Source organism: Streptomyces odontomachi, assembly GCF_024435355.1.
GTDB lineage: Bacteria > Actinomycetota > Actinomycetes > Streptomycetales > Streptomycetaceae > Streptomyces > Streptomyces odontomachi.
On record NZ_JAMJWG010000007.1, the window covers coordinates 74207 to 99292 of the forward strand.

Annotated in this window: 21 protein-coding genes; 11 read left to right on the forward strand and 10 right to left on the reverse strand. The window is 70.7% G+C overall.

Annotated elements, in window-relative coordinates; translation table 11 throughout:
* Window positions 1–10: 10 nt before the first annotated feature.
* The gene (locus NQO67_RS16705; protein ID WP_308295669.1) at window positions 11–1393 is read right to left on the reverse strand and encodes an ADP-ribosylglycohydrolase family protein; all 1383 of its coding nucleotides are present in this window, start codon (window positions 1391–1393) and stop codon (window positions 11–13) included.
* 199 nt (window positions 1394–1592) lie between these two features.
* On the reverse strand, window positions 1593–2603 hold the full coding sequence (locus NQO67_RS16710; protein WP_255950784.1) for a LacI family DNA-binding transcriptional regulator: 1011 nt from the start codon (window positions 2601–2603) through the stop codon (window positions 1593–1595).
* 221 nt (window positions 2604–2824) lie between these two features.
* On the opposite strand from NQO67_RS16710, the gene NQO67_RS16715 reads away from it, so the two are divergent.
* From NQO67_RS16715 to NQO67_RS16725, 3 genes are all read left to right on the forward strand, one after another.
* On the forward strand, window positions 2825–3403 hold the full coding sequence (locus tag NQO67_RS16715) for a carboxymuconolactone decarboxylase family protein (RefSeq protein ID WP_255950785.1): 579 nt from the start codon (window positions 2825–2827) through the stop codon (window positions 3401–3403).
* On the forward strand, window positions 3400–4266 hold the full coding sequence (locus tag NQO67_RS16720; RefSeq protein ID WP_255950786.1) for an RNA polymerase sigma-70 factor: 867 nt from the start codon (window positions 3400–3402) through the stop codon (window positions 4264–4266). Before NQO67_RS16715 ends, NQO67_RS16720 begins: the two co-directional genes overlap by 4 nt.
* 173 nt (window positions 4267–4439) lie before the next feature.
* Entirely contained in the window at window positions 4440–5468 is a 1029-nt protein-coding gene (locus NQO67_RS16725) for a peptidoglycan-binding domain-containing protein (protein WP_255950788.1), read from the forward strand.
* Window positions 5469–5614: 146 nt separating this feature from the next.
* On the opposite strand, the gene NQO67_RS16730 is transcribed toward NQO67_RS16725, so the two are convergent.
* Both NQO67_RS16730 and NQO67_RS16735 read right to left on the reverse strand, forming a co-directional pair.
* Window positions 5615–6145 carry an HAD domain-containing protein gene (locus tag NQO67_RS16730; RefSeq protein WP_255950789.1) on the reverse strand — a complete coding sequence of 177 codons (531 nt, stop codon included), beginning with the start codon at window positions 6143–6145 and terminating at the stop codon, window positions 5615–5617.
* A gap of 56 nt (window positions 6146–6201) precedes the next feature.
* Complete coding sequence (locus tag NQO67_RS16735; protein WP_255951035.1) at window positions 6202–6366, reverse strand: hypothetical protein; 165 nt, start codon at window positions 6364–6366, stop codon at window positions 6202–6204.
* A gap of 320 nt (window positions 6367–6686) precedes the next feature.
* On the opposite strand from NQO67_RS16735, the gene NQO67_RS16740 reads away from it, so the two are divergent.
* Entirely contained in the window at window positions 6687–7280 is a 594-nt protein-coding gene (locus NQO67_RS16740) for a hypothetical protein (RefSeq protein WP_255950790.1), read from the forward strand.
* A gap of 48 nt (window positions 7281–7328) precedes the next feature.
* Here NQO67_RS16740 and NQO67_RS16745 read toward each other — a convergent pair whose 3' ends face one another.
* The 6 genes from NQO67_RS16745 to NQO67_RS16770 form a co-directional block, all read right to left on the reverse strand.
* On the reverse strand, window positions 7329–8372 hold the full coding sequence (locus NQO67_RS16745) for a DMT family transporter (RefSeq protein ID WP_255950791.1): 1044 nt from the start codon (window positions 8370–8372) through the stop codon (window positions 7329–7331).
* Window positions 8369–9508 (reverse strand): arginine deiminase family protein, encoded by a 1140-nt coding sequence (locus tag NQO67_RS16750; protein WP_255950792.1) that lies wholly within the window; start codon window positions 9506–9508, stop codon window positions 8369–8371. The genes NQO67_RS16745 and NQO67_RS16750 overlap by 4 nt, the downstream gene beginning before the upstream one ends.
* Complete coding sequence (locus NQO67_RS16755) at window positions 9508–10707, reverse strand: ATP-grasp domain-containing protein (RefSeq protein WP_255950793.1); 1200 nt, start codon at window positions 10705–10707, stop codon at window positions 9508–9510. Before NQO67_RS16755 ends, NQO67_RS16750 begins: the two co-directional genes overlap by 1 nt.
* Window positions 10695–11960, reverse strand: coding sequence for an ATP-grasp domain-containing protein (locus NQO67_RS16760; RefSeq protein ID WP_255950794.1), 1266 nt, complete (start codon window positions 11958–11960; stop codon window positions 10695–10697). The genes NQO67_RS16755 and NQO67_RS16760 overlap by 13 nt, the downstream gene beginning before the upstream one ends.
* Window positions 11961–12079: 119 nt before the next feature.
* Window positions 12080–12748: a heme oxygenase-like domain-containing protein gene (locus NQO67_RS16765; protein ID WP_255950795.1), complete on the reverse strand. Its 669-nt coding sequence runs from the start codon at window positions 12746–12748 to the stop codon at window positions 12080–12082.
* 764 nt (window positions 12749–13512) lie between these two features.
* Window positions 13513–14877: an AMP-binding protein gene (locus NQO67_RS16770; RefSeq protein ID WP_255950796.1), complete on the reverse strand. Its 1365-nt coding sequence runs from the start codon at window positions 14875–14877 to the stop codon at window positions 13513–13515.
* A gap of 929 nt (window positions 14878–15806) precedes the next feature.
* Between NQO67_RS16770 and NQO67_RS16775 the strand changes: the two genes are divergently transcribed.
* From NQO67_RS16775 to NQO67_RS16805, 7 genes are all read left to right on the forward strand, one after another.
* Complete coding sequence (locus tag NQO67_RS16775; protein WP_255950797.1) at window positions 15807–17072, forward strand: aminotransferase class I/II-fold pyridoxal phosphate-dependent enzyme; 1266 nt, start codon at window positions 15807–15809, stop codon at window positions 17070–17072.
* A 418-nt stretch (window positions 17073–17490) separates the two neighbouring features.
* Complete coding sequence (locus tag NQO67_RS16780) at window positions 17491–19335, forward strand: AfsR/SARP family transcriptional regulator (RefSeq protein WP_255950798.1); 1845 nt, start codon at window positions 17491–17493, stop codon at window positions 19333–19335.
* A gap of 104 nt (window positions 19336–19439) precedes the next feature.
* Window positions 19440–20180 carry a maleylpyruvate isomerase family mycothiol-dependent enzyme gene (locus NQO67_RS16785; protein ID WP_255950799.1) on the forward strand — a complete coding sequence of 247 codons (741 nt, stop codon included), beginning with the start codon at window positions 19440–19442 and terminating at the stop codon, window positions 20178–20180.
* 335 nt (window positions 20181–20515) lie between these two features.
* Window positions 20516–22282 carry an AfsR/SARP family transcriptional regulator gene (locus tag NQO67_RS16790; RefSeq protein WP_255950800.1) on the forward strand — a complete coding sequence of 589 codons (1767 nt, stop codon included), beginning with the start codon at window positions 20516–20518 and terminating at the stop codon, window positions 22280–22282.
* Window positions 22283–22429: 147 nt separating this feature from the next.
* On the forward strand, window positions 22430–22687 hold the full coding sequence (locus NQO67_RS16795) for a hypothetical protein (protein WP_255950801.1): 258 nt from the start codon (window positions 22430–22432) through the stop codon (window positions 22685–22687).
* Between the two features lie 551 nt (window positions 22688–23238).
* Window positions 23239–24831: an AMP-binding protein gene (locus tag NQO67_RS16800; protein WP_255950802.1), complete on the forward strand. Its 1593-nt coding sequence runs from the start codon at window positions 23239–23241 to the stop codon at window positions 24829–24831.
* Between the two features lie 15 nt (window positions 24832–24846).
* Window positions 24847–25083 (forward strand): acyl carrier protein, encoded by a 237-nt coding sequence (locus NQO67_RS16805; protein WP_255950803.1) that lies wholly within the window; start codon window positions 24847–24849, stop codon window positions 25081–25083.
* The last annotated feature ends 3 nt before the right edge of the window (window positions 25084–25086 follow it).

Below are 25086 nucleotides of genomic sequence, written 5' to 3' on the forward strand. Positions count from 1 at the left end.
CGGGAGCGGCTCAGCCGGCGCGTGCCACGCGTACGGTGCGGGCGGCCAGGTCGGAGATGACGGAGTTGTCGAAGCCGAACAGGGCGGACCTGGTGCGGTCGTGCAGCGGCTCGATCAGGTGCGCCGGCAACGCCGCGGTGCCCGCGAGGATGCCGGCGACGGAACCGACCGTCGCACCGTTGGAGTCGGTGTCCCAGCCGCTCATGACGACCTTGCCGACGGCGCTCGTGTAGTCGCCTTCGGACCACAGCAGGGCCGCGGTGACGGCTGCCGCGTTGTTGATGGTGTGCACCCACGAGTAGTGGCCGTAGGCCGCGCGGATGTCGGCGAGCGCGGACTCCCAGGACAGCCCGTCGGCGCGCAGCCGCAGCACATGGCCGAGGGCCTCGTGGAGCCGGGAACGCGGCGGGACCACGGTCAACGCGGCCTCGACGGCACCGGCGGCGTCGGACGCGGTGAACGCGCTCGCGACGAGCGCGGCCGCCCACATCTCCCCGTACACGCCGTTGCCGGTGTGCGACAGGGCCGCGTCCTGGTAGGCGAGGGCGGCGGCGGTCCAGGGATCGCCCGGGTTCACATAGCCGAAGACGTCACCGCGGATCTGCGCGCCGATCCACTCGCGGTAGGGGTTGCGGAACCGGGCCACCCGCGGCACCCGCAGACCGTTCACGAGGTTGACGTACGCCGCACGTTCGGCGGTGAAGATCTGCCGCACCGGGAACAGCGTCGTCCACGCCTCGCCGACGTGCTCCGGGCGCAGCGCGCGACCGTGCGTCTGAAGCAGGTGCAGGGCGAGGATCGGGTAGTCGATGTCGTCGTCGCGCGCCGACCCGTCGATGCCGCCGCGGGTGGTCTCGGGCCAGCAGTCCCGGAACGCGAACCCCTCCGGCATGGGGTCCAGCACGGGGAAGTAGTCGGTCAGCGGATACGCCTCGGCGAGCGTCAGGTACTCCCGGATCCGCTCCACCGTCCAGTGGTCGCCGTGCTCGACCGGCTTGCCCAGGTTGCAGCCGGCGATCCGGCCGAGCCACGCGGCGTGCACGCGGTCGGCGTACCGGTCGCCGTCCGTCGCGGCCGCCGTCGCCGTCGCACCGGAGGCGGCGGGGGCCGGAGCGACGGCGGCCCGGATGTCGTCCAGGGCGTCGGGCTCCTCGTAACGCCAGCCGGGCGGCCGGGTGCTGTCCTCCATCGCGTCGACCAGGGCCAGCACGGCGGCACGGTCCTCGGGGTCGGTGGCGTTGGCGGCGCGCACCACGTCGTCGACGTCGTACCCGCTCTCGCGGCGCTGGGCGACCTCGTCCACCAGGAGGTCGCGGGGTTCGCACGCGTCGAAGGTGCTGTGCCGGTACGCCTCGGCGAGCCCGACGGCGGAACGGGGGGACGTCTGGGTCATGGGCTCGGGTTTCCTTCTGTCTGTCGGTGTGCGGGTGGGCGGGTGCCGCGGGTGCTCGGGCCAGCGCGCAAAACGTTTTGCGCGCGGACCGCAGAGGGCACCGGATGGGGCTGGGCGACGTAGGGGACGGGTGGGGAAAGCGGGGAAGGGGGGCAGGTGAGGGAGGCTTCGGCTGCTCGGGTCTTCGGATGCGGGTGCGTCAGGCCGAGTCTCTGACGACCAGGTGGGTCGGGAGGAGGACACGTCGGTAGGGGGCGTCGGGGCCGTTCTCGACGCGCCAGAGGATCGTGCGCGCCGACGCGTCGCCGACGGCCGGGGCGGGATTGACGACGGTCGTCAGCCGGGGTGTCACCAGGGCCGCCGTCTCGATGTCGTCGAACCCGACGATCGCGAGGTCGTCGGGGACCCGCAGGCCGGCCGCGCGCACGGCCTCCGTGGCGCCGATCGCCATCAGGTCGTTGGCGCACAGCAGGGCGCGCGGGCGGTCGGTGCCGTGCAGCAGGCTGGTGGCGGCCGCCGCGCCGCCGCCGCGGGTGAACGGCGCGTGCGCGATCCACTGCCGTCGCACCTCGAGCCCGGCCGCGGCCATCGCCGCCTCGAAGCCGGCGAGCCGGAGCGGTCCCGAGACCGCGCCGGGCGGGCCGCCGATGAACCCGATCTCGGGCATGCCCCTGCTCACCAGGTGGCGGACCGCCTCGGTGAGGCCGCTGGTGTCGTCGGTCACGACGCGATCGGCGGGGACGTCACCGGTCTCCGCGGTGAGCAGGACGAGCGGCAGGTCCGGGCCGACGATCTCGCGCGCCTCGGCACCGGTCAGCGCCATCGGCTGGATCACCACGCCGTCCACGCCCCGCGCCGCCATCTCCTCCAGCAGCCGCCGTTCCGTCGCCGCTTCGCCGTCGGTGTTCCCGATGAACGACACGTAGCCCTCGGTCGCCAGCACGTCGTGCACGGCCCGTGCGACGGCCGGGTAGTACGGGTTGGCGATGTCGACGAGCAGCAGCGCCACCGAATGGGTCTTCCGGCTGCGCAGGCTCCTGGCCACGATGTTCGGGCGGTAGTTCTGCTCCTCGATGGCCTTGAGGATCCGCTCGCGGGTCTCCGGCGACACGGCCCGCTTGCCGCTGAGGGCGTGCGAGACCGTGGTGAGGCTGACCCCTGCGGCCGCGGCGACGCTCGCGATGCTGGGACGGTCCGGTTGGCTGGGCACCGCGCGTCACCTCCGGCCGGGAGCGGTGCGTGCAAAGCGTGATGCAAAACGTTTTGCACGCGATGTGTGGCTCCACCTAACGAAACGGAACGGTGCCGTGTCAATACCCGCGTCCCCGCACCGCGGTGCGAGGCGCGCCGCCGGCGGCTGTCACATCCGGCGGCCCGGCGGTGTCTTCATGCCGAACACGCACACGTACTCACACGTACAGGGAGCACACGATGGCACTACGCGTTCCGAAGGCCGAGCTCAGCGCAGAGGTCACGGAAAGCATGATCGAGCAGTTCGGTGCCGTGCCCGAACCCCTCGAGGCGACGTGGCACAACCCCGAAGTGGCCCGGGCGGGCCAGGAGATGGGGGCCAGGGTGAATGCTTGGAACGGGGCCGACGCGAGCCTGAAGTCCTTCGCGCACATGGCCGTCGCGGCACAGGTCGGATGCAGCTGGTGCCTCGACATCGGCTACTTCCAGGCGCAGAACCAGAACCTGGACCTGACCAAGGCGAGCCAGGTGCCGCGCTGGCGCGAGTCGGAGGTGTTCACCCCCTTGGAGCGTGACGTGATGGAGTACGCCGAGGCCATGACGAACACGCCGCCGACCGTCACCGACGAGCTGTCCGCGGCCCTGCTGGACCGGATCGGCACGGCGGCGTTGGTCGAACTCACCGGGTTCATCGCCTTCGCCAACTTCGCGACCAGGAACAACACGGCGCTGGGGGTCACGTCGCAGGGCTTCTCCGCCGCGTGCGAGATTCCGCTGGCCGCGCCGGCCGAGACGTCGGGCGTAGGGTCGCCGGCGTGACCGAGGATCCGTTCGTCGTCCATCGCAACCTGCTGTTCACGGTCGCCTACGAGATGCTCGGGTCGGCCGCCGACGCCGAGGACGTCCTCCAGGAGTCCTGGTTGCGGTGGGCCGGCGCCGACCGGTCGCAGGTGCGTGAGCCACGGGCGTACCTCGTGCGCATCGTGACCCGGCAGGCGCTCAACCGGCTGCGCACGTTGTCGCGCAGCCGCGAGGACTACGTCGGCGAGTGGCTCCCGGAGCCGCTGCTGACCAGCCCCGATGTCGCCGACGACGTCGAGCTCGCGGAGAGCGTCTCGATCGCGATGCTGACCGTGCTGGAGACGCTCGGGCCGGCGGAGCGCGCGGTGTTCGTGCTCCGCGAGGTCTTCGACATGCCCTACGGCGAGATCGCCGAGGCGGTCGGGAAGTCCGCGGCCACGGTGCGGCAGATCGCCCGACGGGCACGCGAGCACGTCGCGGCCCGCCAGCCGCGGGTGCAGGTGACCCGGACGGAGCAGCAGGCCGTGGTGGCGCGGTTCCTGAACGCGTTGCGCACCGGGCGGTTGCAGGAACTGATGGAGGTCATGGCGCCGGACGTGGTCATGATCACCGACGGTGGCGGAGTGGTGGCCGCCGCCCGGGTACCGATCCACGGTGCCGACGTGGTGGCGAAGCTGCTCGCGCGCGCCCACCAGGTCGTGACCGGGTTCGAGCCGACCTCCGTGTGGCTCAACGGCGCGCCCGCCGGCCGGATCGAGATCGACGGCGAGGCGACCGCGATCAGCCTCGTCGTGGCGGACGGGCGGGTCACCCGGATCTATGTGATGCGGAACCCGGAGAAGCTGACGCGGTTGCACGAACCGGCCGAACTCGCCAGGTGAGCCCGTGAGTCCGCCGCCGGCCTGACCCCGTGCGGGCCCCGGGCGGTGCGCACCGCCCGGAACCCGCACGAGCGGACCGTTGCGCAAGGGTCGGGTCTCCCGCCCTCTTTCCTGTGGTGTCCGTGGTGCGGTAGGTCTGTGCCTCGATCGTGCCATCGACCGAGGGAGGAAACGTGACAGGGGCCAAGGTCTTACGCCGCAGACGCGCCACCGACGGTCAGCGAAGGGGGGTGTGGGCCCGGCTGGGCGTGCTGTTCGCCGTCGTCGCGGCGTTGCTGTCGGCCGTCGCCGTGCAGCCCGCGCAGGCCTTCTCGGCGGCGTTCTTCCCGACGCAGAGCCTCGACAACCGGGGCAGCGACGTCACGGCGATCCAGTACCTGCTCCAGGCACAGGGCCAGAACGTCACCGCCGACGGGGTGTTCGCGGCGAGCACGGACACCGCCGTGCGTGCCTTCCAGACCAGCAAGGGCCTGGGCGTGGACGGCATCGTCGGCCCGCTGACCTGGGGCGCGCTCGCCACCACCGTGCGTGAGGGCGACTCGGGGCCGGCGGTCAAGGCCGTGCAGTCGTTGCTCAACGCCAAGCGGGGCAGCGGCCTGCCGGTGGACGGAGTCTTCTCCGCCGCCACCCGCTCGGCGGTGACCACGTTCCAGAGCCATGCGGGGATCTCCGCCGACGGCATCGTGGGCCCGGTCACCTGGAAGAACCTCGCCTGGCACTACGAGCGCCCGGACTTCGCCGCCGCCAACATGTGCGACCAGGACCCCGACGGCAACGGCACCGCCGCGAACTGGGCCACCGCAGCGGCGATCGCGCAGCTGGAGGCCGCCACGACCGCCTATGCCGCGGCCGGCAACGGCCAGGTGCCGATGGGCGACTCGGGCTTCGAACACGGCGGCACCATTCCGGGCCACGCCAGCCACGACCAGGGCCTGGACATCGACATCTGGCCGATCCGCACGGACGACGCGCAGTGCACGGCGGGCCGGATCACCTGGCAGTCCGCCACCTACGACCGCGCGGCCACCCGTGAGCTGGTCAACGCGGTACGCGCCGCCGCCCCCGGCCATGTGAAGTTCATCCTGTTCAACGACCCCACCCTGATCGACGAGGGCCTGACCACGCACTACGACAACCACGACAACCATCTCCACGTGCGCTACTGCGAGAAGGTCCACCCGAGCTCCCTCTACGTCTGCTGACGCGAGGCGGCGCGCCGGCCCTGCGGCGGCGCTGCCCCGGGACGTACGCGACCAGGACGTACGCGACCGGGGCGGACGGCAGCAGGGCGCGGGTGTGTGGGGTGCGCCGGCGTCGTGGCGACGCCGGCGGCCCCGGCCACCGTGGATCAGCTGCCCTCCCCACGATCCGGGCCGTGGCGCAGCCAGTCCTCCAGGACGGCGAAGTCCGCGACGGTGAGACCGCGGTGGGAGTCGACGCGGTGCAGCAGGGCCCGCCCCCGGTGGTGTGCGCCCACCCAGGCGCGATCGCGGTCGGTGATCTCGTCGTCGACCCAGATGAACGGCCGCCCGGCCGCCCCGTTCACCAGGGCCCGGGTCTTCCAGTGCAGCGTGCCCGGCTCGTCGTCCCCGGGTGCGTCGGGGAGGTCCGCCACCGGCAGCTGCGGCAGCCCGAGCAGCGGGGCGATCACCGCGTTGGCGTCAGCCATCCATGCGGTGGCCCATGTCAGCGCGCAGGGCAGCGCCAGCAGACGTGGACCGTGCGTGAGGTCGATCTTCGCCAACTGCGGGTTCGCCAGGTCCTGCCACCGCTCCCACTCGTGCGGGGCGGACGGCAGGTGCGCTCCGCCGTACGGCAGGAGCGTCCCGTCGACGTCGAGGAAGAGCAGCGGCTGCGGTGCGTGAGGGGCTTCGGCCATGGCCGCACGGTAGACGGGTCGCCCGCCGGGCGACCCGTCTCGTCGGTTCCGGGTGATCAGCCGTTCTGGAAGACGGTGGCCTCGCGGGCGGTCTCACCGATGCCGTCGGTCCCGTGGAAGATGCGCTCGCCCCAGTCGCTGAGCTGGTCGGGGTCGAAGTTCAGCGCCAAATCGAGGACCGGATGGGGGCGCTCCCATAGCACCCACTGTGTCGTAGGCATGTCAAGCGTCTCGGGTGAGGGGAGAGGGCGCGCTGCGGGGTGACAAGTAAGGAATAACGGGATCATCCCGTTGTTCGACCGGCGCCAGGCGGACAATACCGGCAACGCTCGGCGTGGAATTCGCGTCGCCGCCTCACGCGATCCGGCTTCCTCTCGGCCCGCCCGTGTTGGCGTTCGACCGTTTCGACAACGGGAAGGCGCGCGGAATTCGGTGCGCGGCGTCATGTCTCCCGCGCTGTCGCGCGCAGGGCACGGAAGATGACGAACTCATGAGTACCAGGACTCATGACGGCCACGCGGCACGGGAGGAAGATCCCGGTATGACGATGATCAGAACGGTGGGCCGTCGAAGACGGACGCTGCCGACGGCGGTACTGGCGCTGGCAGCGCCGATCATCCTGGTGGCGGGATGCGGAACGCTTCGACCGGGGGACGAGGTCACCGGGGGCGGACCCGCGCGAACCCCGGTGCCGACGCCGAGCGTGGCGGCGGACTTCACGTGCCCCGGCGAGAGCCCCTCGCCGACGCCTCGGAAGACCGCGTCCACCCCGGACCCGACCACGCCGCCCACCGACCACTACGCGGAGAACCACGGCTTCATGGTGCCCTTCCCGCTGCACGGCCAGCGCCGTTGCGACGGGCTCGCGGCCGTCGAGCGCGTCGAGCACGCCCTCGAACCGCTGCGTGAGCGCGGTGACTTCGCGCCGCAGAGCACCGTCGACGCGCTCACCCGCCTCGGCTACGCCGCAGGGTCCGTGCAGGCGTACCAGAACGGCCCCACCGGGGTGAGCTTCCTCCTCGACACCTACCCGGTGTGCGTTGAGGGCACGATGGACCGGGCGACCACCAAGGCGGATGCTTTCGGCGGTTACCCCGACCACCCCGGCTGCGACCGCCCCTCCGGCGGCCACTGACGCGGGCGCCCGGCGCCGGGCCTCCGGTGCCGGGCGCCGGGTACCGCTTCAACGCCTGCCCTGACCTCCCCCGGCCGGGTCCGCCGCCGACGCGTTCGTGGCCGGTGGCGGTGCCGGAGCCGGTTCAGGCACAGGTCCGGGTTCGGGTGGGACGGGCGCCGCAGAGGGGTCCGTGCGGCGGCGCGCGTCCAGCACCTGGAAGCCGCAGAGGGCGGCGAGGATGACGACGCCGCCCACCACCTGGAGCGCGCCCACCGCCTCGTCCAGGACCACCCAGGCGAGCACGGTGGTGACGACCGGCCGCAGCAGCGCGGACATGGAGGCCAGGCCCGCGTCGACCACGCGCAGCGCGTACGTCATCAGACCGTGGCCCACCAGCTGGGCCACCAACGCGTATACGACGATCAGGGTGTAGCCGCCGAAACTGTGCGGCAGGATCGGATCGCTGGTCAGCAGGGCCAGCGGGAGCAGCATCACCGTCATCACAAGGGAGTTCGTGATCATGATGAGGGTGGTGGGGATACGCTCCCGCAGGTGCTTCGTCATCAGCAGGAAGATCGCGTAGCAGGCCGCCGACGACAGCGCGAGGGCGTCACCGAAGAAGTGGTGCGGGCCGATGGCGGGCCGGTCGGCGCCGCCCATCACCACCAGGACGCCACCGGCGATGGCGACCAGCACGATGGCCTGCTTCGCCAGCGCGACCGACTGACGCAGCACCAGCCAGGTCAGCAGCAGCACGAAGACGGGGGAGAGGTTCATCAGGAACGCGGTGTTGGCGACCGCGGTGAAGTGCACGGACCACTGGTTGGCCAGCAGATCGAGCCCGGCCACCAGGCTGGACACCACCAGCAGGGTCAGGTCACGGGGGCGTACGTCGCGTAAGGAGGTGCCGCCGCCCCGTGGCACGGTCACTGCCCCGACCAGCACGGAGGCGACCACCATGCGCAGCATGAGGGTGGAGGTGGGGTCGACCTCGCTCAGCCGCACGAAGATGAGTGCGGAGCCGATCCCTATGGTGCTGGCGGCCAGCGCCAGGTATCCCAGGGCTCTCTCGCGTGCGGCGGCCGTGTCGGTGGTGTGGTCTTCGGTCATGCTTCTTCTTCCGTGGCCGTGCGGTCGGCGGGCGTGGTGACGGTGTTGACCGCGCAGTGGATGCTGCCGAACTGCTTGTGGTGCTCGTCGAACGGTACGGGGACCACATCGATCTCGCACGGCTCCAGCAGGGGCGCCACCTCCTCGTAAGCGGTCCGAGACGTGACGGCGACGCGCCGGCCGGGGACGAAGAACGCGTTGGCCGCGAACCGCTCGATCTGTGCGGGGGAGAGCGGGACGATCCGGGTCTGTGTCTCGTGCAGCGCCCGGCGCAGGGTGACCGGTTCCGCCGAGCGGGCCGGTCGTCCGGTGGGCGTGTCGGACCGGTGGAGGGTGGCCGTCACGGCGGGGCTGTCGAGCCGTTCCTCGGCCACCAGGGCGAGACCGGGGCCCAGCGAGAGCCAGTGGTCGAGGTGGAACTCCTCCGGGCGCTTCAGGCCGTCGCGTACCTGGATGACCTGCCGGTCCGCCGAGGCGAGGTGCGGGACGAGCGCGTCGGCCGACTCCGGGCTGGTGCGGAAGCCGCAGCCGAGGACGGCGAGGTGCTCGGCCACCGCCACGTCACCGCCCTCCAGGTAGTGCCCGTCCCCGGGCACCAGGTCCGCGCCGCGCCCCCGCAGGTGGTGCAGCAGCACCTCCATCACCGCGGTCTCGCGGGCCCGGTCACGGCGCCGGATGCGGCCGAGCGCCACCGGGCCGCCCAGGTCCGCGTAGTGGTCGCGCGGGAACATCAACCCGAACAGCGGTCGCAGCACGTAGCTTTCGTACGACGCGTCCGGGCTGATCGCCGCGAGCTCCGGGTCGGCCTGCAACTCCAGGCGCGGCTGGCGGAGCACGATGTCGATGAGGTCGGACTGCGCCCAGTGCGCGAAGGCCTGCTGCACACCGTCGCGCCGGCCGGGGTCGAGGGCGCCGACGGCCTCTTCGGCCAGCCGGACGACCTCCTTGCGCTCGACCGACGTGAGGCCCTGCCGCACCGTCACCACCGGCCCGTACGCGGCGAGTGCCGCACGCAGCTCCGCCGACTCCGCCGCGGCACGCTGCGGGTCGTAGGGCGGGTCCGCTTCCATGAACAACGCCATCTCCACCGGCATCACCTCGGCCGGGTTCTGGACGATGAAGGTGGTCGAAGGCATCAGTGGTCTCCCGCCAGTTCGTAGTGATACGACGCGATCGTCTCCAGGATCGCCTGTTCCACGTCCTTGGCGGACGGTCCCCGGAAGCGGAAGCGGCCCAGGATGGCCTCGTAGCCGCCGGATCCGTCGAAGTGGTGGCCCGGCTGCGGCAACTCCTCGGCGTACAGGTGGGGCACCCGCCCGAGCATGCTGGTCCGGGAGAGCAGGGTGTGGCCCTCGGGCTCCGGAAGCATCAGGAAGCCCGCGTACAGCTGCGGGTCGGGACCGGACGCCGGTATGCCCACCGGGGCCTCGCCGAGCAGGACGCGTATCCACTCCTGGAAGAGGTCGATGCCGTACACCTCGTGCAGCACGAAGGGGATCTCCCCGCCGCCGACCCGCGCCCCGACCTCCAGGAACGCGAGTCCGTCGGGGTGCTGGATGACTTCCAGGTGGTAGGGGCCCTCGGCCAGGCCGAGCGCGTCCAGGCAGCGGTCGGCGAAGTCGGCCACCGCGTCGGCCTCCGCGTCATGGGCCACCACGGACCCCAGCGGCTCACCGAGCGTGAAGCCGTGGCAGGTGCCGAGGTAGCGGGAGGCCAACCGGAAGACGCTGCCGCCCTGGTGCCGCAGCCCGTCGACGTGCCAGATCGGCCCGTCGAGGAACTCCTCGACCTCGTACCCCTCGTCCTGCGCGCCGCCGGACAGGTCGGGCAGCGGGTCCGAGGCGTCTTTGACGACCACCACGCCCACGGAAGCGGCACCCGTGCGGGGCTTGACGACCACGGGCCCCGCGCACGAGCGGGCGAAGGCGGTGACGTCGTCGGCCGAGCGGACCGTGGCGTAGCGCGGTATGCGCAGCCCGGCCCGGGCGACGGCCTCCTTCATCACGGTCTTGTCGCGCACCAGCAGGGTGGCGTGCACGTCCGGGCCCGGCACCCCGAGGAGTTCGCGCACCCGTGCCCCGGTCAGCAGGTCGAACTCGGACAGCGCCAGCACCGCGTCGAAGGGCCCCGCCGCACGGTGGCACCGCTCGGCCGCCGTCAGGACCGGATCCGGGTCCTTGAAGGAGCCGACCGTCTCGATGTGCCCGCGCTGCGGCGGAATCATCGGTACGTGGTCCGTGACCGTCACGTACGACACCTGGTGCGCCGTGTGGTCCAGGTACCGGCCGTAGTCGGCGAACTCGTCGCTGTAGCGGTTCAGCATCAGTACACGCATGGCACCGGCTCCCGTGTCGCGCTGGCCACCAACCGGTCGACGGCCGCGAAGGCGGCGTCCAGGCCGGCCCGGTCGGCCGCCGTGACCACCGCGTGCCCGAAGCGCTGGCGGAAGTCGGTGGCGGGGGTGAGGACGGCACCGGAGGCGCAGGTGACGGCGGCCTCCGTGCAGGCGGGCAGCAGGGTGAGACGTTCGTACAGGCCCACGGGGTCCATGAGCCGGGCGGGCTGCGGCACGCTGAAGAAGCGCACCCCGGCCACCCCGGTGGCGGGCCCGGGCTCCGCGACGTGCCGTCCGGTCAGGCTCAGCACCATCGCCTCGGGCAGCGAGAAGCCGTAGACCTCCGAGACGAGCCGGTGGATACGGTCGCCGCCGAGCCGCGCCCCGACCTCTATGACCACCGGACCGGCGGGGGTCAGCCGGGCCTCCAGGTGGAAGGTGCCGGCCGTCAACTCCAGTGCGGTGACGGCGGCGAGCGTGACGCTCTCCAACGCGGCGCGGTCCCGCGGCGCCAGGTCCGCCTCGACGACATGGCCGACCTCGACGAAGTGCGGCTCGGCACCGAGCTGCTTCCCGGTGACCGCGACGACCCGTGGCCCGGCCCCGGTCACGTAGCCCTCGACGCTGAACTCCGGCCCCTGAAGATAGGGTTCGAGCAGTAGCTGCTCGCCGACCAGCCGTCCCATGTCCTCGACCGGTCCGACGGCCGCGTCCTCGGCCAGCATCCGGCGCAGCTGCGCCAGGTCGTCCACGCGACGCACCCGCAGGCTGCCGCAGCCGTTCACCGGTTTGAGCACGGCGGGGAAGCCCACCTGGTCGGCCAGCGACCGCAGCCGGTCGGCACCGGTCTCCTCCAGGGTGAAGGGCACCCCCTTCACCGCCGGGACACCGGCTCGGGCCAGTGCCTGCTCCATCCGGTACTTGTCCCCCAGCACGTCCGCGGTCGCCGGCGTGATGCCCGGCAGACCGAGCACGGCCGCCACCGCCGCTGCCGCCGGCACCGCGTAGTCGAAGCCCGGCGCGACCCCTACGACCTCGTGCTCGTCGGCGAACGCCACGGCGGCCTTGACGAACGAGGCGGGGTCCGTGTCGACCCGGGTGACGGTGACGCCGGCCCCGTGCAGCGCGGAGGGCAGGGCGTGCGGCGGCCGGCTGGTCACGACATGGACGGGAACGCCGAGGGCCAGCGCCGCCGAGACGACGTCGAAGCCCGACGATTCCGGTTCGAGCACGAGGAACGTTCCAGGTGACACCTACTACCCCTCACTGCCCCTGCGCGGAGCACGAAACGCGGGTACGGCGGCTGCCTCGGGTCATGGTGAGACCGCGGCGGGCGGATGTGGACCGCGCCCGCCGCGGTCCGATCGAGTGACTACTGCTTGACGGTGCTGGCGTGCAGTTCCGTGAAGTACAGGGCGATGAGGTCGATGAAGTTCGTCAGGAGGCGCTCGGCGGAGGCGAAGTCGCCCCAGCCGCGCACCGCGCGGTCGACCGTGGACCACATGAGGTCGTCGTGGTCGTGGGACTCGTCGTACTCGATGTGGGCCTGGGAACCCTTGACCATGTCGAGGCCGAAGGCGTCGGCGGCCTTCTTGGTGATGCCGGGGTTGAACTGGTCCGAGTACCACTCGACGAACCAGTTCCAGACGGCCGTCGGCAGGGGGCCCTGCTCGTTGATGGCGAAGTACAGGTAGCCCATCAGGTACTCGGTCGACGGGAACGGGCGCATGGCGTCGACCTCTTCCTTCTCGAGGCCGAAGTGCCGCAGGTCCCGCAGGAACATGCCCTCGTGGTTGTTCTCTTCGGAGAGGTACTGCGCGAGCGTCGCGGCCAGTCGGTGGTCCTTCGAGCCGACCTTGTACAGACCGTAGGCGTCGACCTCGTTGTTGAGGCGGATGCGCAGGACGGTCTCGATCAGGTGCCGCTTGTAGTACTCGCGTTCGATCCAGGATCCGTTGTGGAACTCCCGTGCTCCGGGAACCTTCTCGAAGAGCGCTTCGGTGCGGTCGGCGGCAAGCTTCTCAAGACGTTCGCGAGACATGATCTCCCCTTGGTTTTGCCTTCATGGAGTCTCAGTGGGCCGGCGTGCGCGGTGGTGTCGCCGGCGTCGGCCGGGGTGGGCCGGGCCCGAAGGGCTGATTCGTCCCAGTTCACCCGTGGGTGTTCCTTCTTGTCGGCTTTCTTGTCAGCTCCTTTCACAGCCCATGGGAAAGGAGGGGCCTGCCCGGGGCGTCCGGGCGTCCGGCGGTTCTTAAGGCATGGCGTGGCCGCGCGGGTGTCGTCGGCGCGGCACCGGACGGCCGCGTCACGGCGTGCGGCGGCCGTCGTGAGGAGGCCCCGCGCGGGTCGCACCGGGAAGGTCGACGGTGACCAGCGGTGGGGCCGGCGGGTGGGCCGGCTGGGGGAAGTGCTGCGGGCGGCCATCCGGTGGATCGGCCGCCGGCGGTCCTCGGGTCCTGCTCGACGTCGCCGGTCGGAGCGTCCCGTGCTCTCCCGGCGGGTCGGCGGGTGAGGTCGTCGGTCAGGGTGGGCTGACGGGGGTGGTGCGGAGGCCCGGACGGCGCCGCGCCCGCCTGCGCGTCCGTCGTGCGCCGCCGGCCTCTTCGGGGGTTCGTCAGTGGCCTCTCTGGATCGAGGTGATGGGGGTGGGCCGCGGTCCGTCACGACGACGCTAGGCGCAGACGTCCTCGGTGCGTCCTCGGTCCGTCCTTGCCAGAGAGTCGGAAACCGGCCAGTGGGACGGGAAATCAGCTGTGAGGTGGGTGGGCTCTCAGGTGGTCCGGTCCCGCCACGTATGCAAGGAGTTCATACGCGCGCCACCGGCAGCCCTCGGCGATCCGTGCGCGCCGCCCTCCGGCCGGTCACGTACAACTCGCCGGCCAGCAGGAACCCGAGGTCGCCGGTGTGCAGCCGCCCGCCCCGCCAGGTACGCCCGGTCAGCTCCGCGTCGTCGTAGTAGCCGAGGGCCATGTGGCTGCTGCGTAACGTGATCTCACCCTCGTGGGCCTCGGGCAGCTCTCGTCCCTCCGCCGACATGATCCGCACGTCGGTGCCGTGCAGCGGGCGCCCGCTGGAGGCGATCTCGATGCCCTCGCCCCTGGTGGCGGTCGGCACGGCCCTGCGCTCGGCGGCCAGCACACCGCGGTCCACCACCGTGGTGGTGAACGCGCTCGACGCGGGGGCGACGGTCACCGCGAGGGTGGCCTCGGCCGTCCCGTAGCAGGGCCGCACCGCCTCGGGCCGGAAGCCGCTGCTCTCGTAGGCGGCGGCGAAGCGTCGCAGCGCCGCGACCGACGGCGGCTCCTGCTCCGCCCCGCAGCCGGCGATCCGCCAGGCCGACAGGTCGAGGCCCTGCGCGGGCGTCGTGGCGGCCTCGGCGGCGAGCAGCCCGTAGCCGAGGTTCGGGGCGAAGGAGATGGTGCCGCGCACGTCGCTCATCAGCCGCAGGAAGCCGAGGGGGTCGTGGACGAAGTCCAGCGGAGGCAGGTACCAGGTACTGGTCTGGGTGAGCATGGGGGTGAGGATCTTTCCGATCAGTCCCATGTCGTGGTGGAAGGGCAGCCAGGACACGCACCGGTCGGTCTCGGGATCCACGGCGAGCGCGGCGGACAGCGCCCGGACGTGCGCCAGCAGCCGGCCGTGCTCCACCGCGACGCCGTGCGGCCGCCCCGTGTCGCCGCTGCCGGTGAACTGGATCAGCGCGAGGTCCTCGGGGGCGGGCAGCGGCGTCATCGGTCCGGTCCTGGCCCCGGTCAACGCCTCGAAGGGCAGCGCGCGGAGGGGCGGTTCCCACTCCTTCGGGAAACCCGCGAAGGAGTCGTCGGTCAGGCACAGGGCGGCACCGGAGGCCCGGCAGATCCGGTGCAGGCCGGTGCGGTAGGCCTCTTTGCGGCTGGCGGGCGTCGGCGGCGCGGCCGGTACGGTCACCAGCCCGGCCCGCAGCGCCGCCCCGAGGGCCAGGATGAACTGCCGGGCGTCGGCCATGAGCAGGACGACCCGGTCACCGGGGTGGAGGCCGAGCCCGGCCCAGCGTGCGGCGAGCGCCTCCGTGCGATCGGCCAGTTCGGCGAAGGAGATCTCCTCCTCCCGACTGTCTTCCGGGAAATGCAGCGCACGGTCCCTGCGTTCCCATGACGCGCAGACGTCCGCGAAATTCGAGATTTCGGGCAAGGGAATTCGCCCCCTGTCGTGAGTGCGCCGTAAGGGCCTTCACCGATCGGCGTGTGAAGTGGCGAACGGTGCGCACGGTGGCGATCGATGCGTGGCGAGCGATGCATGGCGATCGATGCGGGGAGTGAAGCGGAGCTGTGGAGTAACGCGGGCCAGGGGGCCCGAAGCGTCGACGCTTATGGTGAGAGGTCTTCAGTGCGCGGTCGACGATGGATCCGCGGCACCGCGATGCACACGGCCGTACGGCGGAGAGTTGTGCAGCGGACCTCGCCGATTCGGCCCGGGGCCAGGAATGCCGCCCAGCATCGGCGGTGGGATGATGGCCTGTCAACCCTCATCTGTTTCGGCCGCGGGCATGGGCGAATACCAGTCCATTGCCCCCGCCGGTCGCGGGGAACGCCGTGAGGACGCGGCGAGGACCGGGCGAGGACGGCGCTACCGAGAATGGCCGTCGCAAGGCGCCACGAGTTCCCGTGGGAAAGGCGGAAACCCGTCGCCCGACGAGGGCGCCGACATCGTGCGCGCGGTACGCATCACGCAGCCCGGCGAGGCCCCACCTTCACCGCCTCGCACGTGCACGGCCCGCTGCTCGACACCGCTGAGCGCGGCGCCGTCCGCTCTTCTCGGGCCAGCACACCCAGGAGCGACACCGGCCCGTCCGCGTCACGCCCACGGGCGGACCGTCGCGATCAGGAACGCTCGCCGATTCCCCGGTACCCGGGGCCGGAACGCGACGCCGATGCGCCCATGGACGAACTCTTCCGGCATTCCACGATGAAGAGTGTTTCCACCCACCTTGGGGACCGGGCCTCGGTATCGTGACGCCGCACCGCCACGCCGCACCCTCGGTCGCACGCCGGGCGTACCGGGCCGGACAGGAAGGCCGACGTAGGGGTCGACGCCTCCTCATCAACGGAAGGACTCTGCTGGTGGAACTCTCTCCCCGGGGCACGAAGATGGGCGGGCTCTCGGGCATCCGCACCATCATGGAGGACATCGGCATCGCCGCCTCCGACTCCTCCGGCGGGACCTGGCTCAATCTGAGCCCGGGAAACCCCGCGGACATATCCGAGGTGACCGACACCTGGCGCGGATTACAGCAGGAGGCACTGGCCGCGCGCTTCCCGGAGGTCAGTGGCCGCTACGGCCCGTCACGCGGCTCCGAGGGGCTCGTCGACGCGATCGTGCGCTACTTCAACCGCCGCTACGGATGGTCCATCACACCGAGGAACGTCCTGGTCGGCACCGGTTGCCAGATGCTGGCGTTCATGGCGACCACCATCTTCACCGGCACCTATCCGGACGGCCCCAGACACCTGGTCCTGCCGTCCGTCCCGGACTACACCGGCTACCAGGGCCTGAACCTGGAGGCGGGCGGCATCGTCGGTGTCGCGCCCGGCGTCGAGCACCTGGAGGGCCGCCTCTTCCGGTACACGTTCGACCTGGAGGCGGTGCGCCGGCAGCCCTCGATGGGGATGATGCTGCTGTCCAGTCCGGGCAACCCCACGGGCCGCAGCATCGAGCCCGACGCACTGGCCGGGCTGATCCAGATCGCCGAGGAGCGCGACGTACCGCTGTTCATAGACCACGCCTACGGCGACCCGTTCCCCAGCGTGGCGCAGGACCTGGTGGAACCGCCCCTGCACCCCAACGTCATCAACGGCTTCACGCTGTCCAAGGCGGGCCTGCCCGGTGAGCGGATCGGCTTTGTGATCGGCCCGGAGGAAGCGGTCGACGTCTTGGTGTCCTTCACCGCCAACTCGCACCTGCACGCACCGCAGTTGATCCAGGCGACGGTCGAGCGGGCACTGAACACGGGCGTGATCGACACCCTCACCACCGAAGTGGTCAAGCCCTACTACCGGCGCAAGCGCCTGGTCGCCGAGAAGCTGCTGCACGAGATCCTGCCCGACTCGGTCGACTGGCGACTGCACTCCACCGAGGGCGGGATGTTCTGCTGGCTGTGGATCGACCACGACTGGTTCGACGACCTCGAGATGTACGAGGCGCTCAAGCGCAAGAAGGTCTTCGTCGTGCCCGGTCGCCACTTCTTCGTACCGCCCTTCGACTCGCCGTTCCTCGCGGAGCACGCGACCCGCTGCATGCGGCTGAGCCTGAGCCCGGACGAGTCGGTCCTCGCCGAGGGGATCCGCCGGTTCGCCGAGGCGCTCGAGGAGATGCGCGCGGCGCGCTGAACGCATCCTGATCCGCCCCGCCCGTCGGCTCCCGGGCGGCGGTGAGGGACGGGCCGGTGTGCCGCGCGCGTTGATCCCCGTGCTGCGTGACGCGTGACACACCGGCCCTTTGCCGTTCCACCCGTCGAATAAAGCATGCCGGTCGTATGGGTTTCGGCCATCTTTGGCGTCGATGTTGGCTGATAAGGCGCTTGCTTCCACACCTTGTGACCTGGGGCGACGTTCCTGACCTGGGCTATCCCGAAAGTTGGAAGCAGCCTGTTCCTCGCACGCCGCTTCTGGGTAGCCTAAGCGGCGCGAATGCCCAAAAAGCATTCCTGGAGCGCGCCATCAATATCTTTGGAGGCACGGGGGGCCGGTGTTGGAATATCGTATCCTGGGTTTGCTTGAAATGTGGCACGGTCAACAGCAGCTGGGGTTGTCGGGAAGAAAACGCCAGACGGTGCTCGGCGCACTGCTGCTCGCCGACGGCATGCCGGTTTCCCTGAACCGACTCATCGACACCGTATGGGGACACCAGGCCCCGGTCACCGCCATCAAGCAAATACGCAACGCCACCTCCGACCTCCGCAAGACCCATCCCGAGATCGCCCAGCGGCTCACGCTGGTGGGGGACGGCTACCGGCTGGTGATGGACGGGTGCGGCCTGGACTCCCGTAAGTTCACCGCGCATGCGGCACGGGCCCGCGAGCTGCGGGGAAAGGGCTGCATCGAGGAAGCCCTGGCGGAATTCCGTGCCGCGCTGCTGCTCTGGCGCGGTCCCGCCCTCGCCGGACTCGAAAGTCCGGCGCTACGCGCGCAGATCGCCGGGCTCGAAGAGTTACGGCTCGCCGTCATGGAAGAACGGGTCGAGCTTGAACTCGCCCAGGGCGACCACGAATCCGTCATCGGGGAACTCTCCGTCTGGGTGGCGGAGAACCCGTTGCGTGAGCGTCTGGTGGCCCAGCTCATGCTTGCGCTGTACCGTTCCGGTGCCCAGGCACGCGCACTCACCGTTTATGAGCAGACGCGTCAGACCCTCAAGCGTGAACTGGGCGTCAGCCCCGGAGTGGAATTGCAGGAACTCCACCGCCACATTCTGCTGAGTCAGCTACCGCCGCCGTCCCGCAAGATTCCCGTTCCACAGTGCAACAACCTACCGGCCGGTGTCGTCCATTTCACGGGTCGAATACCGGAACGCCGCCTGCTGAACCAGGTGGTGCACCACCACGGAAGGGTCGGCCGGCTGTCCGCCGCCGCGCCCGCGGTCATCGCGATCGATGGGATGGCCGGCATCGGCAAGACGACACTGGCGGTACACGCCGCTTACGAATGCACGCCGTCGTACCCGGACGCGCAGCTGTTCGTCGACATGGGTGCCTGCGCGGTGGACGATCGGCCGCTGGATCCGAAGGCGGCCCTGGGTGCCCTGCTGTCGGGCCTCGGGGTGCCGCCCAGCCGCATTCCGGAGGGCCTGGAGGAGCGCGCGTCCACCTGGCGCCGGCTCATCGCGGACCGCCGCGCGCTGATCCTGCTCGACAACGTGGCCGACACCAACCAGATCCTCCCGTTGCTGCCCGGTGCGCCCAGCTGTCTGACCATCGTGACGAGCCGTGCCCGGCTCACCGACCTCATGGCCACCTGCCAGCTCACCCTCCAGGAGATGTCGCCCACGGAGGGCCGGGAGCTCTTCAGCAGGATCATCGGGGACAAGCGTGCGCAGGGGGAGCGCGACGCCGTCGACATGATCGTCAACGTCTGCGGCCGGCTTCCGCTGGCGATCCGGCTGGCCGCCGCCAAACTGCGCCACCGTCCTTCCTGGTCGGTCTCGTACCTCGCTTCCCGCCTCACCAGCGGAAGGCAGCGGCTGGCCACGCTGGAGGCGGAGGACGGCGGTCTGACCGAGGTGTTCCGGCAGTCCTACGAAGGGCTCACACCCGGCCAGCAGCGCATCTTCCGGTTACTCGGCCAGCTGCCCGGCGACCACATCGAGACGCACATCGTGGCGGGGCTCGCCAGAATGTCCATCGTGTACGCGGACACCCTGCTCGAATCGCTGGTCGACGCCCACCTGCTCGGCACGTCCACCCCGGGGCGCTATGTGATCCACGAACTGCTCCACGCCTACGCCGTGCAACTCACGGGGGACCCGGCGCCACCCGCGGCCGACCTCGGTCCCACCATCCTCAGAGCCGAGACCCGCCCGGAACGTGAACCGGACCCGCCCGCGTACCGACTCGCCGCCCACACTGAGCGCGCCGACCGCCGCCTGCCGTATCCCTGAGCGCGACGGGGTATCAACGCGGAGGGGCCGGCGCGGTGAGCCGGCGTGCCGGGCTGACGCCCGAGCCTGCCCGGCCTGTATCCGCCCGGCGAAAGGATGCGCGCATGCGGACGACGGAACTCATCGACGTCACGGAGGCCGAGGGGCTCCTGCTGCTGTCCACGGCTCTCGGGACCGGGTGGGAGGCGGGCGTCCCGAGCTGCCCGGGCTGGCGGATGAGGGAGCTCGTCGGGCACCAGGGGAACGTCCATCGCTGGGCCGAGGAGTACGTGCGTGCGGGCCTCACCCAGCCGCGGCGGGTGCCCGACGAGCAGCCCGCGGACGATGAGCTGGCCGCCTGGTTCGAGGACGGGCTGCGCCGCCTCGTGGCCTCGTTGCGGGCTGCCGACGAGGGGTCGCAGGCCTGGACCTTCCTGCCCGGTGCCCCCGACCCCCGGGCGTTCTGGGCACGCCGTCAGGCGCACGAGACGACCATCCACCGGGTGGACGCCGAGCTGGCCGCGGGAGGGGCCCCGACCCCCGTCGCACCGGAGGTCGCCCTGGACGGCGTCGACGAGCTGCTGACGGCCTGGCACGGCCGCTCGCGCTCCCCGCTGCGCACCGAGCGGCCGGCCGTCCTCGCCGTGCGGAGCGCGGAAGGCCCGGAATGGACCCTGCACCTGGGTCCCGAGGCACCCCGGCCGGTGCGCGAGGCCGCCGGACGGTGGGACTGCCGCATCAGTGGCCCGGCGCAGGAGCTGTACCTGGCCCTGTGGAACAGACGGTCCTCCGCCGGCGACGGGTTGGTGGTGGAGGGGGACGAGCACCTGATGGAGGTGTGGCGCAGCAAGGCACGGATCGCCTGACGTCCGCCGCGCGGGCGGCCGGCCGCGCTTCGCGTAGAGCTGACATGAGGGCCTTCCCACGGTGCGGTGGCGTCACGCACACTTCAGGCGTCGTTTTCCCTCCGGTGGCGTCGCGTTCCGTCACCACCTGCGGGATCTGGTGATGCGGAATTCCCTCCACCGCATGGGGTGAGGGACCGAAGAATGACCGGGGCGACTTCGTGGCATGACGCGCGGACTTCTTACCGACCCGCTAGCACCTGGGGCGTGCAGTGGTATTTTTTCGCATTCTCGGGCCACTTGAACTCTACGACGGAAACGAACAGTTAAAGGTGTCAGGTCGTAAGAGAAAGGCAGTGCTGGGCGCCTTATTGCTGGCCGACGGAGCACTGGTCTCGATCGACCGGCTGATGGACACCGTATGGGGACAGCGGATTCCGGCGACGGCCGTCAAGCAGATCCGTAACGCCATATCCGATCTACGCCGTCTCCACCCCGACCTCAGCGCGAGCCTGATTCTCGCGGGCGACGGGTACCGGCTGGCGGTGGACGACCGCCAGGTGGACGCCCGGACGTTCGCCCACCGTGCAGCTCAGGCCCGGCGGCTCCTGGCGGCAGGGCGCACCGCGCAGGCCCTGGAGGGGTACCGGTCCGCCCTCGCCCTGTGGCGCGGACCCGTCCTGGGCGGTCTGGACGGAGCGGTGCTACGGGCGCAGACCGATGCGCTCACCCAGGCGCGGCTGGCGGCCATGGAGCAGCGCATCGACCTGGAACTGGCCGCGAAGAACCACCACTCCATTCTCGGGGAACTCTCCGCATGGGTGGCCGACCATCCACTCCGCGAACGCCTGGTGGCGCAGTTCATGCTCGCGCTGCACCGTTCGGGAGCGCAGGCCCGGGCTTTCATGGTGTACGACAGGACCCGACGCATCCTCAAGGACGAACTGGGCGTGAGCCCGGGCGCCGAATTGCAGGAGATCCGCGATCACCTGCTCAGGGGAGGGCTGCCCGAAGGGCACGAGCGGATTCCCACGCGCGGGCACAACAATCTGCCGCCCGGCGTCGCACATTTCACCGGTAGAACCCGAGAGCAGCGCACCCTGCACGAGACCGCCGGGATGTCGCCGGCCACGGGCGGCCGGGGCGCACGGCCGGAACCGGTGGTCCTGGCGATCGACGGAATGGCCGGAATCGGCAAGACCACCCTTGCCCTGCACACCGCGCACCGTTTGGCGCCGTGCTACCCGGACGGCCAACTCTTCGTCGACATGCAGGCCTGCGGCACGGCCGGCCGTCCGCAGGAACCCCATCCGGTCCTGGGAATGCTGCTGTGCGGCTTGGGCGTGCCGCCCGAGGACATTCCCCTTCGGCTTCCGGCGCGTATCGCCCTCTGGCGCCGGCTGGTCGGCGACCGCCGGGTGCTGATCGTCCTCGACGGTGTGCCCGACGCCCACCGGATCCTCTCCCTGCTGCCCACCACACCCGGTTGCCTTACGCTGCTGACCAGCCGCAACCGGCTGACGAGCCCCCTCGTGACCCGGCATCTGACGGTGCGGGAGATGTCCCCCTCCGAGGGGCGTGCGCTGTTCTGCAAGATCGTCGGGGACGCCCGCCCGCTCCGGGAGCCGGCGGCCGTGGAGTACATCGTCGAACGTTGCGGCGGTCTTCCGCTGGCGATCCGGCTCGCCGCGGCCAAGCTCCGCCACCGCCCGTCCTGGTCCCCGTCGTACCTGGCCTCCCGCCTCGCCGCGGGCAAGCAGTGGATGTCCACGCTGGCCGCGGAGGGCGACAGCCTGGCCGGGGTGTTCCGCCAGTCCTACGAGGGGCTCGACCCGCTCCAGCAGCACGTCTTCCGGGTGCTGGGGCAGGTGCCGCCCGACCGGATCGAGGCCCGCGCCGTCGCGGCGGTCGCCGGCCTTTCTCAGGCGCACGCCGACCGGCTCCTCGGCTCGCTGGTCGACGCCCATCTGCTGAGCGCGTGCGGACCCACCCGCTACGGCATCCACGAGTTGGTGCACGCCTACGCCGCCCAACTCGCGGACGCGGTACCCCTGGCGCAGCAGGCGGGGCAGGCAGGCCAGGCGGCGCACGTGGAGCGCGCCGTCGAGCGGCTCGCGCGGTGAGGACATCGTGAGGACGGCCTGAGGACGATGAGGGGTGAACCCGTCTGCGGCCCTGGGCAGGGCCACCAGGGTGCGAACGAGAGGAAGCACGTGCGACCACAGCGCCTGAGTGCAATGGACACCGGCCAGCCAGCGACCCTCCCTCCGGTGCCCGGAGTCGTTGACGGCTTCATCGCCGCGGTGACCGACCCGGACGGCAACGTCTGCCTACAGATCAGAATCAAGATCCCGGGCGCGGGCCCGGAGGGCGGCCAGCGGATCGAGGTGATTCTCGACCCGGAGCAGAAGGCAGCCCTCGGGAGCGTGCTGCAAGCCGCGGGCGGGCCGGCCGCCGGTCCCGTCCACCACCTCCCGGTCATCCCGTGCTCGGTCGGCGTGGGCGCCCAGGGCCGCCTGGAGCGCTGATGGCGGCGGTGCCCATCGGGTCGGCGGCACCCGCTCGGTGGGCACCCCGGTGATTCTCCCGATTTGCACCTCTTTCTTGCCCTCTATATGCAAGGCATCAAGCTGTCATGCAGCTTGATGCTGCCGTGCTGCGATTCGCTCCGGCCCTCGTTCTGGCAATCTGATGCACGTCAGCGCCCGGCCGAGCGGACCACACGTGATGACGGCGCTGGTGTCCAGACCCGCCAATCATTCAGGGGGGCCAGTGAGGCACGCAGAACCGTCTGTGGTGTGGTGCGTCGAACGAGCCGCCCAACACGGCGGCACCATGTGGGAGGCCGCAACCGGGCCCGGCCCGTCCGGGACGGAGCCTGGGCGGCGCAGGGTTGTCCCGGTCGTCACGGCAAGGTGTGCACCACGCCGGACCTGAACCCGCCACAGGACCTTTCCCAGAATCTGTGTCGTTGCGTCATGCCCTTCTGCCATGCCCTGCCCAGGGATGTCGGATGCCGCTGTGACGTGCACAGCCGGACCTCGAGTTCGCTCCACGACATGCCAAGGAACGGTAACCAGTGTCGATATACGACCTGCATGACAAGCTGGCGGCTCATCCGGAACGGGTGATGCGCTTCTTATCCCTTGACGGAACCCTGGTCACCAAGAGCTTCGCCGATGTGCACGAGGACGTGGACCGGCTGGTTGCGGAACTCACGGCCTGCGGCATCGGTGCCGGAGACACCGTGGGCATCCTGGGGCCGAACTCCTATGAATGGGTGATCGCCGACCTCGCCCTGCTCACCCTGAGAAGCGTCTCCGCCGCGCTGCCCGCCGAGCAGAACGCGCAGCCGATGGATCCGGAGCAGCTCTGCGCGCAGTACGACCTGTCGGCCCTGCTGCTCACCAGGGCGCTGCCGGGCGGCACGGCACTGCCGCCCGCCGTCGCACTGCTCGGCGGAGGACCGGTGGTCCTGGACAAGCGCACGCGCAGCGGCGACAAGCACCCGCCGCTGCCCGACCACGTGTTCACCATCGCGTTCTCCTCCGGGACATCGGGCACCAAGAAGGGGCTCATGCTGACCAGGGAGGGGGTCGAGAACACCATTCTCACCTCCATCCGGGCCTGGGAGGTCGGCGAGGACGACAACATCCTCATCGTGATGCCGTTCTCCAATTTCCAGCAGCGGTATCTGATGTACACGGCGATCTGGACCGGATGTGACGCCACGGTGGTGGCGCCGGAGCGCATGTTCCAGAAGCTCGGAGAATTCCAACCGACCATCGTCCTCGGCCCGCCGTCGTTCTTCGAGATCATGTACAACCGGGTGCAGGCCGCGAGCCGGCGCGAGAAGCTGCCCTACTACCTGGCGACGCTGCTGCACGCGGTGGCGCCGGCCCGGCTCACCCGCGGTGTGCGGGCCCGGCTGGGCCGGAAGTGGACCCGTATGTACGGCGCCCGCACGCGCCTGATGTTCACCGGGTCGGCACCGGTGCCCTCCCGGACGGTGCAACTCTTCCAGCGGCTGGCCGCCCCCCTGTTCGAGGTGTACGGCAGTACGGAGGTCGGCTGGATCGCCTTCAACCTGCCCCGGGCGCACCGCGCCGGCAGGGCGGGCCGGGCGGTCGACGGGGTCGACGTCACCATCGCCCCGGATGGCGAGGTGCTCGTGCGGACGACCACGCCGCAGGCCGCCGGCTATGTCTTCGCGGGCATGGAGACCCAGCAGTCCGTCTTCCTCGGTGACCACCGGCTCGCCACCGGTGACCTGGGGCGCCTGGACTCCGCCGGGTTCCTCCAGATCCAGGGCCGCAAGAAGAACGTGATCATCACGCGCAGCGGGGTGAAGATCAACCCGGAGGAGCTCGAGGAGGACGTCGAGAAGAACTGCCGGGTGACGAAGGCGGTGGTCGTCTCCCCGGGGCAGGACGGGCTGCTCACCTGCATCGTCTGGGTCGACGACGAGCAGGCCGCGGACGGGTCGGCGGAGATCGAGGCGTACGTCGAGAGCGCCAACCAGAAACGGGCCGCGTCCCATCGGATCTCGCGCGTTCTGGTCAGACCGGCACCGGAACTGACGGTGGACACCGGCCTGCTCACCAGAAACCTCAAGATCGACCGGGCAGCGGTCATTCGGAGAGTATTCGCCGACAGCAATCGGGTGGGATGAATGAACAAGGGGCCCGTGACCGATGACGACATATGCCAGATCATCGGGAGCGTCATTCCGAAGAAGGCCGCAAAGGCGGGCATCACACCGGCGATGAGCCTGCGGGCAGACCTGGGCATCGACTCGCTCGCTCTGATGAGCATCGTCTTCGTGCTCGAAGAAAAGATCGGAATCGACGCATTCGGCAAGGTGGATCAGTTCGTCGGTGCCGAGCGCGTATCCGACATCATCAAGATCGTGCGAGAGAGCTGAGAG

Coding starts and splice junctions, on each gene's coding strand:
- NQO67_RS16705 (WP_308295669.1), bottom strand. CDS start 1,393: ATGACCCAGACGTCCCCCCGTTCCGCCGTCGGGCTCGCCGAGGCGTAC.
- NQO67_RS16715 (WP_255950785.1), top strand. CDS start 2,825: ATGGCACTACGCGTTCCGAAGGCCGAGCTCAGCGCAGAGGTCACGGAA.
- NQO67_RS16730 (WP_255950789.1), bottom strand. CDS start 6,145: ATGGCCGAAGCCCCTCACGCACCGCAGCCGCTGCTCTTCCTCGACGTC.
- NQO67_RS16735 (WP_255951035.1), bottom strand. CDS start 6,366: ATGCCTACGACACAGTGGGTGCTATGGGAGCGCCCCCATCCGGTCCTC.
- NQO67_RS16740 (WP_255950790.1), top strand. CDS start 6,687: ATGACGATGATCAGAACGGTGGGCCGTCGAAGACGGACGCTGCCGACG.
- NQO67_RS16745 (WP_255950791.1), bottom strand. CDS start 8,372: ATGACCGAAGACCACACCACCGACACGGCCGCCGCACGCGAGAGAGCC.
- NQO67_RS16750 (WP_255950792.1), bottom strand. CDS start 9,508: ATGCCTTCGACCACCTTCATCGTCCAGAACCCGGCCGAGGTGATGCCG.
- NQO67_RS16755 (WP_255950793.1), bottom strand. CDS start 10,707: ATGCGTGTACTGATGCTGAACCGCTACAGCGACGAGTTCGCCGACTAC.
- NQO67_RS16765 (WP_255950795.1), bottom strand. CDS start 12,748: ATGTCTCGCGAACGTCTTGAGAAGCTTGCCGCCGACCGCACCGAAGCG.
- NQO67_RS16785 (WP_255950799.1), top strand. CDS start 19,440: ATGCGGACGACGGAACTCATCGACGTCACGGAGGCCGAGGGGCTCCTG.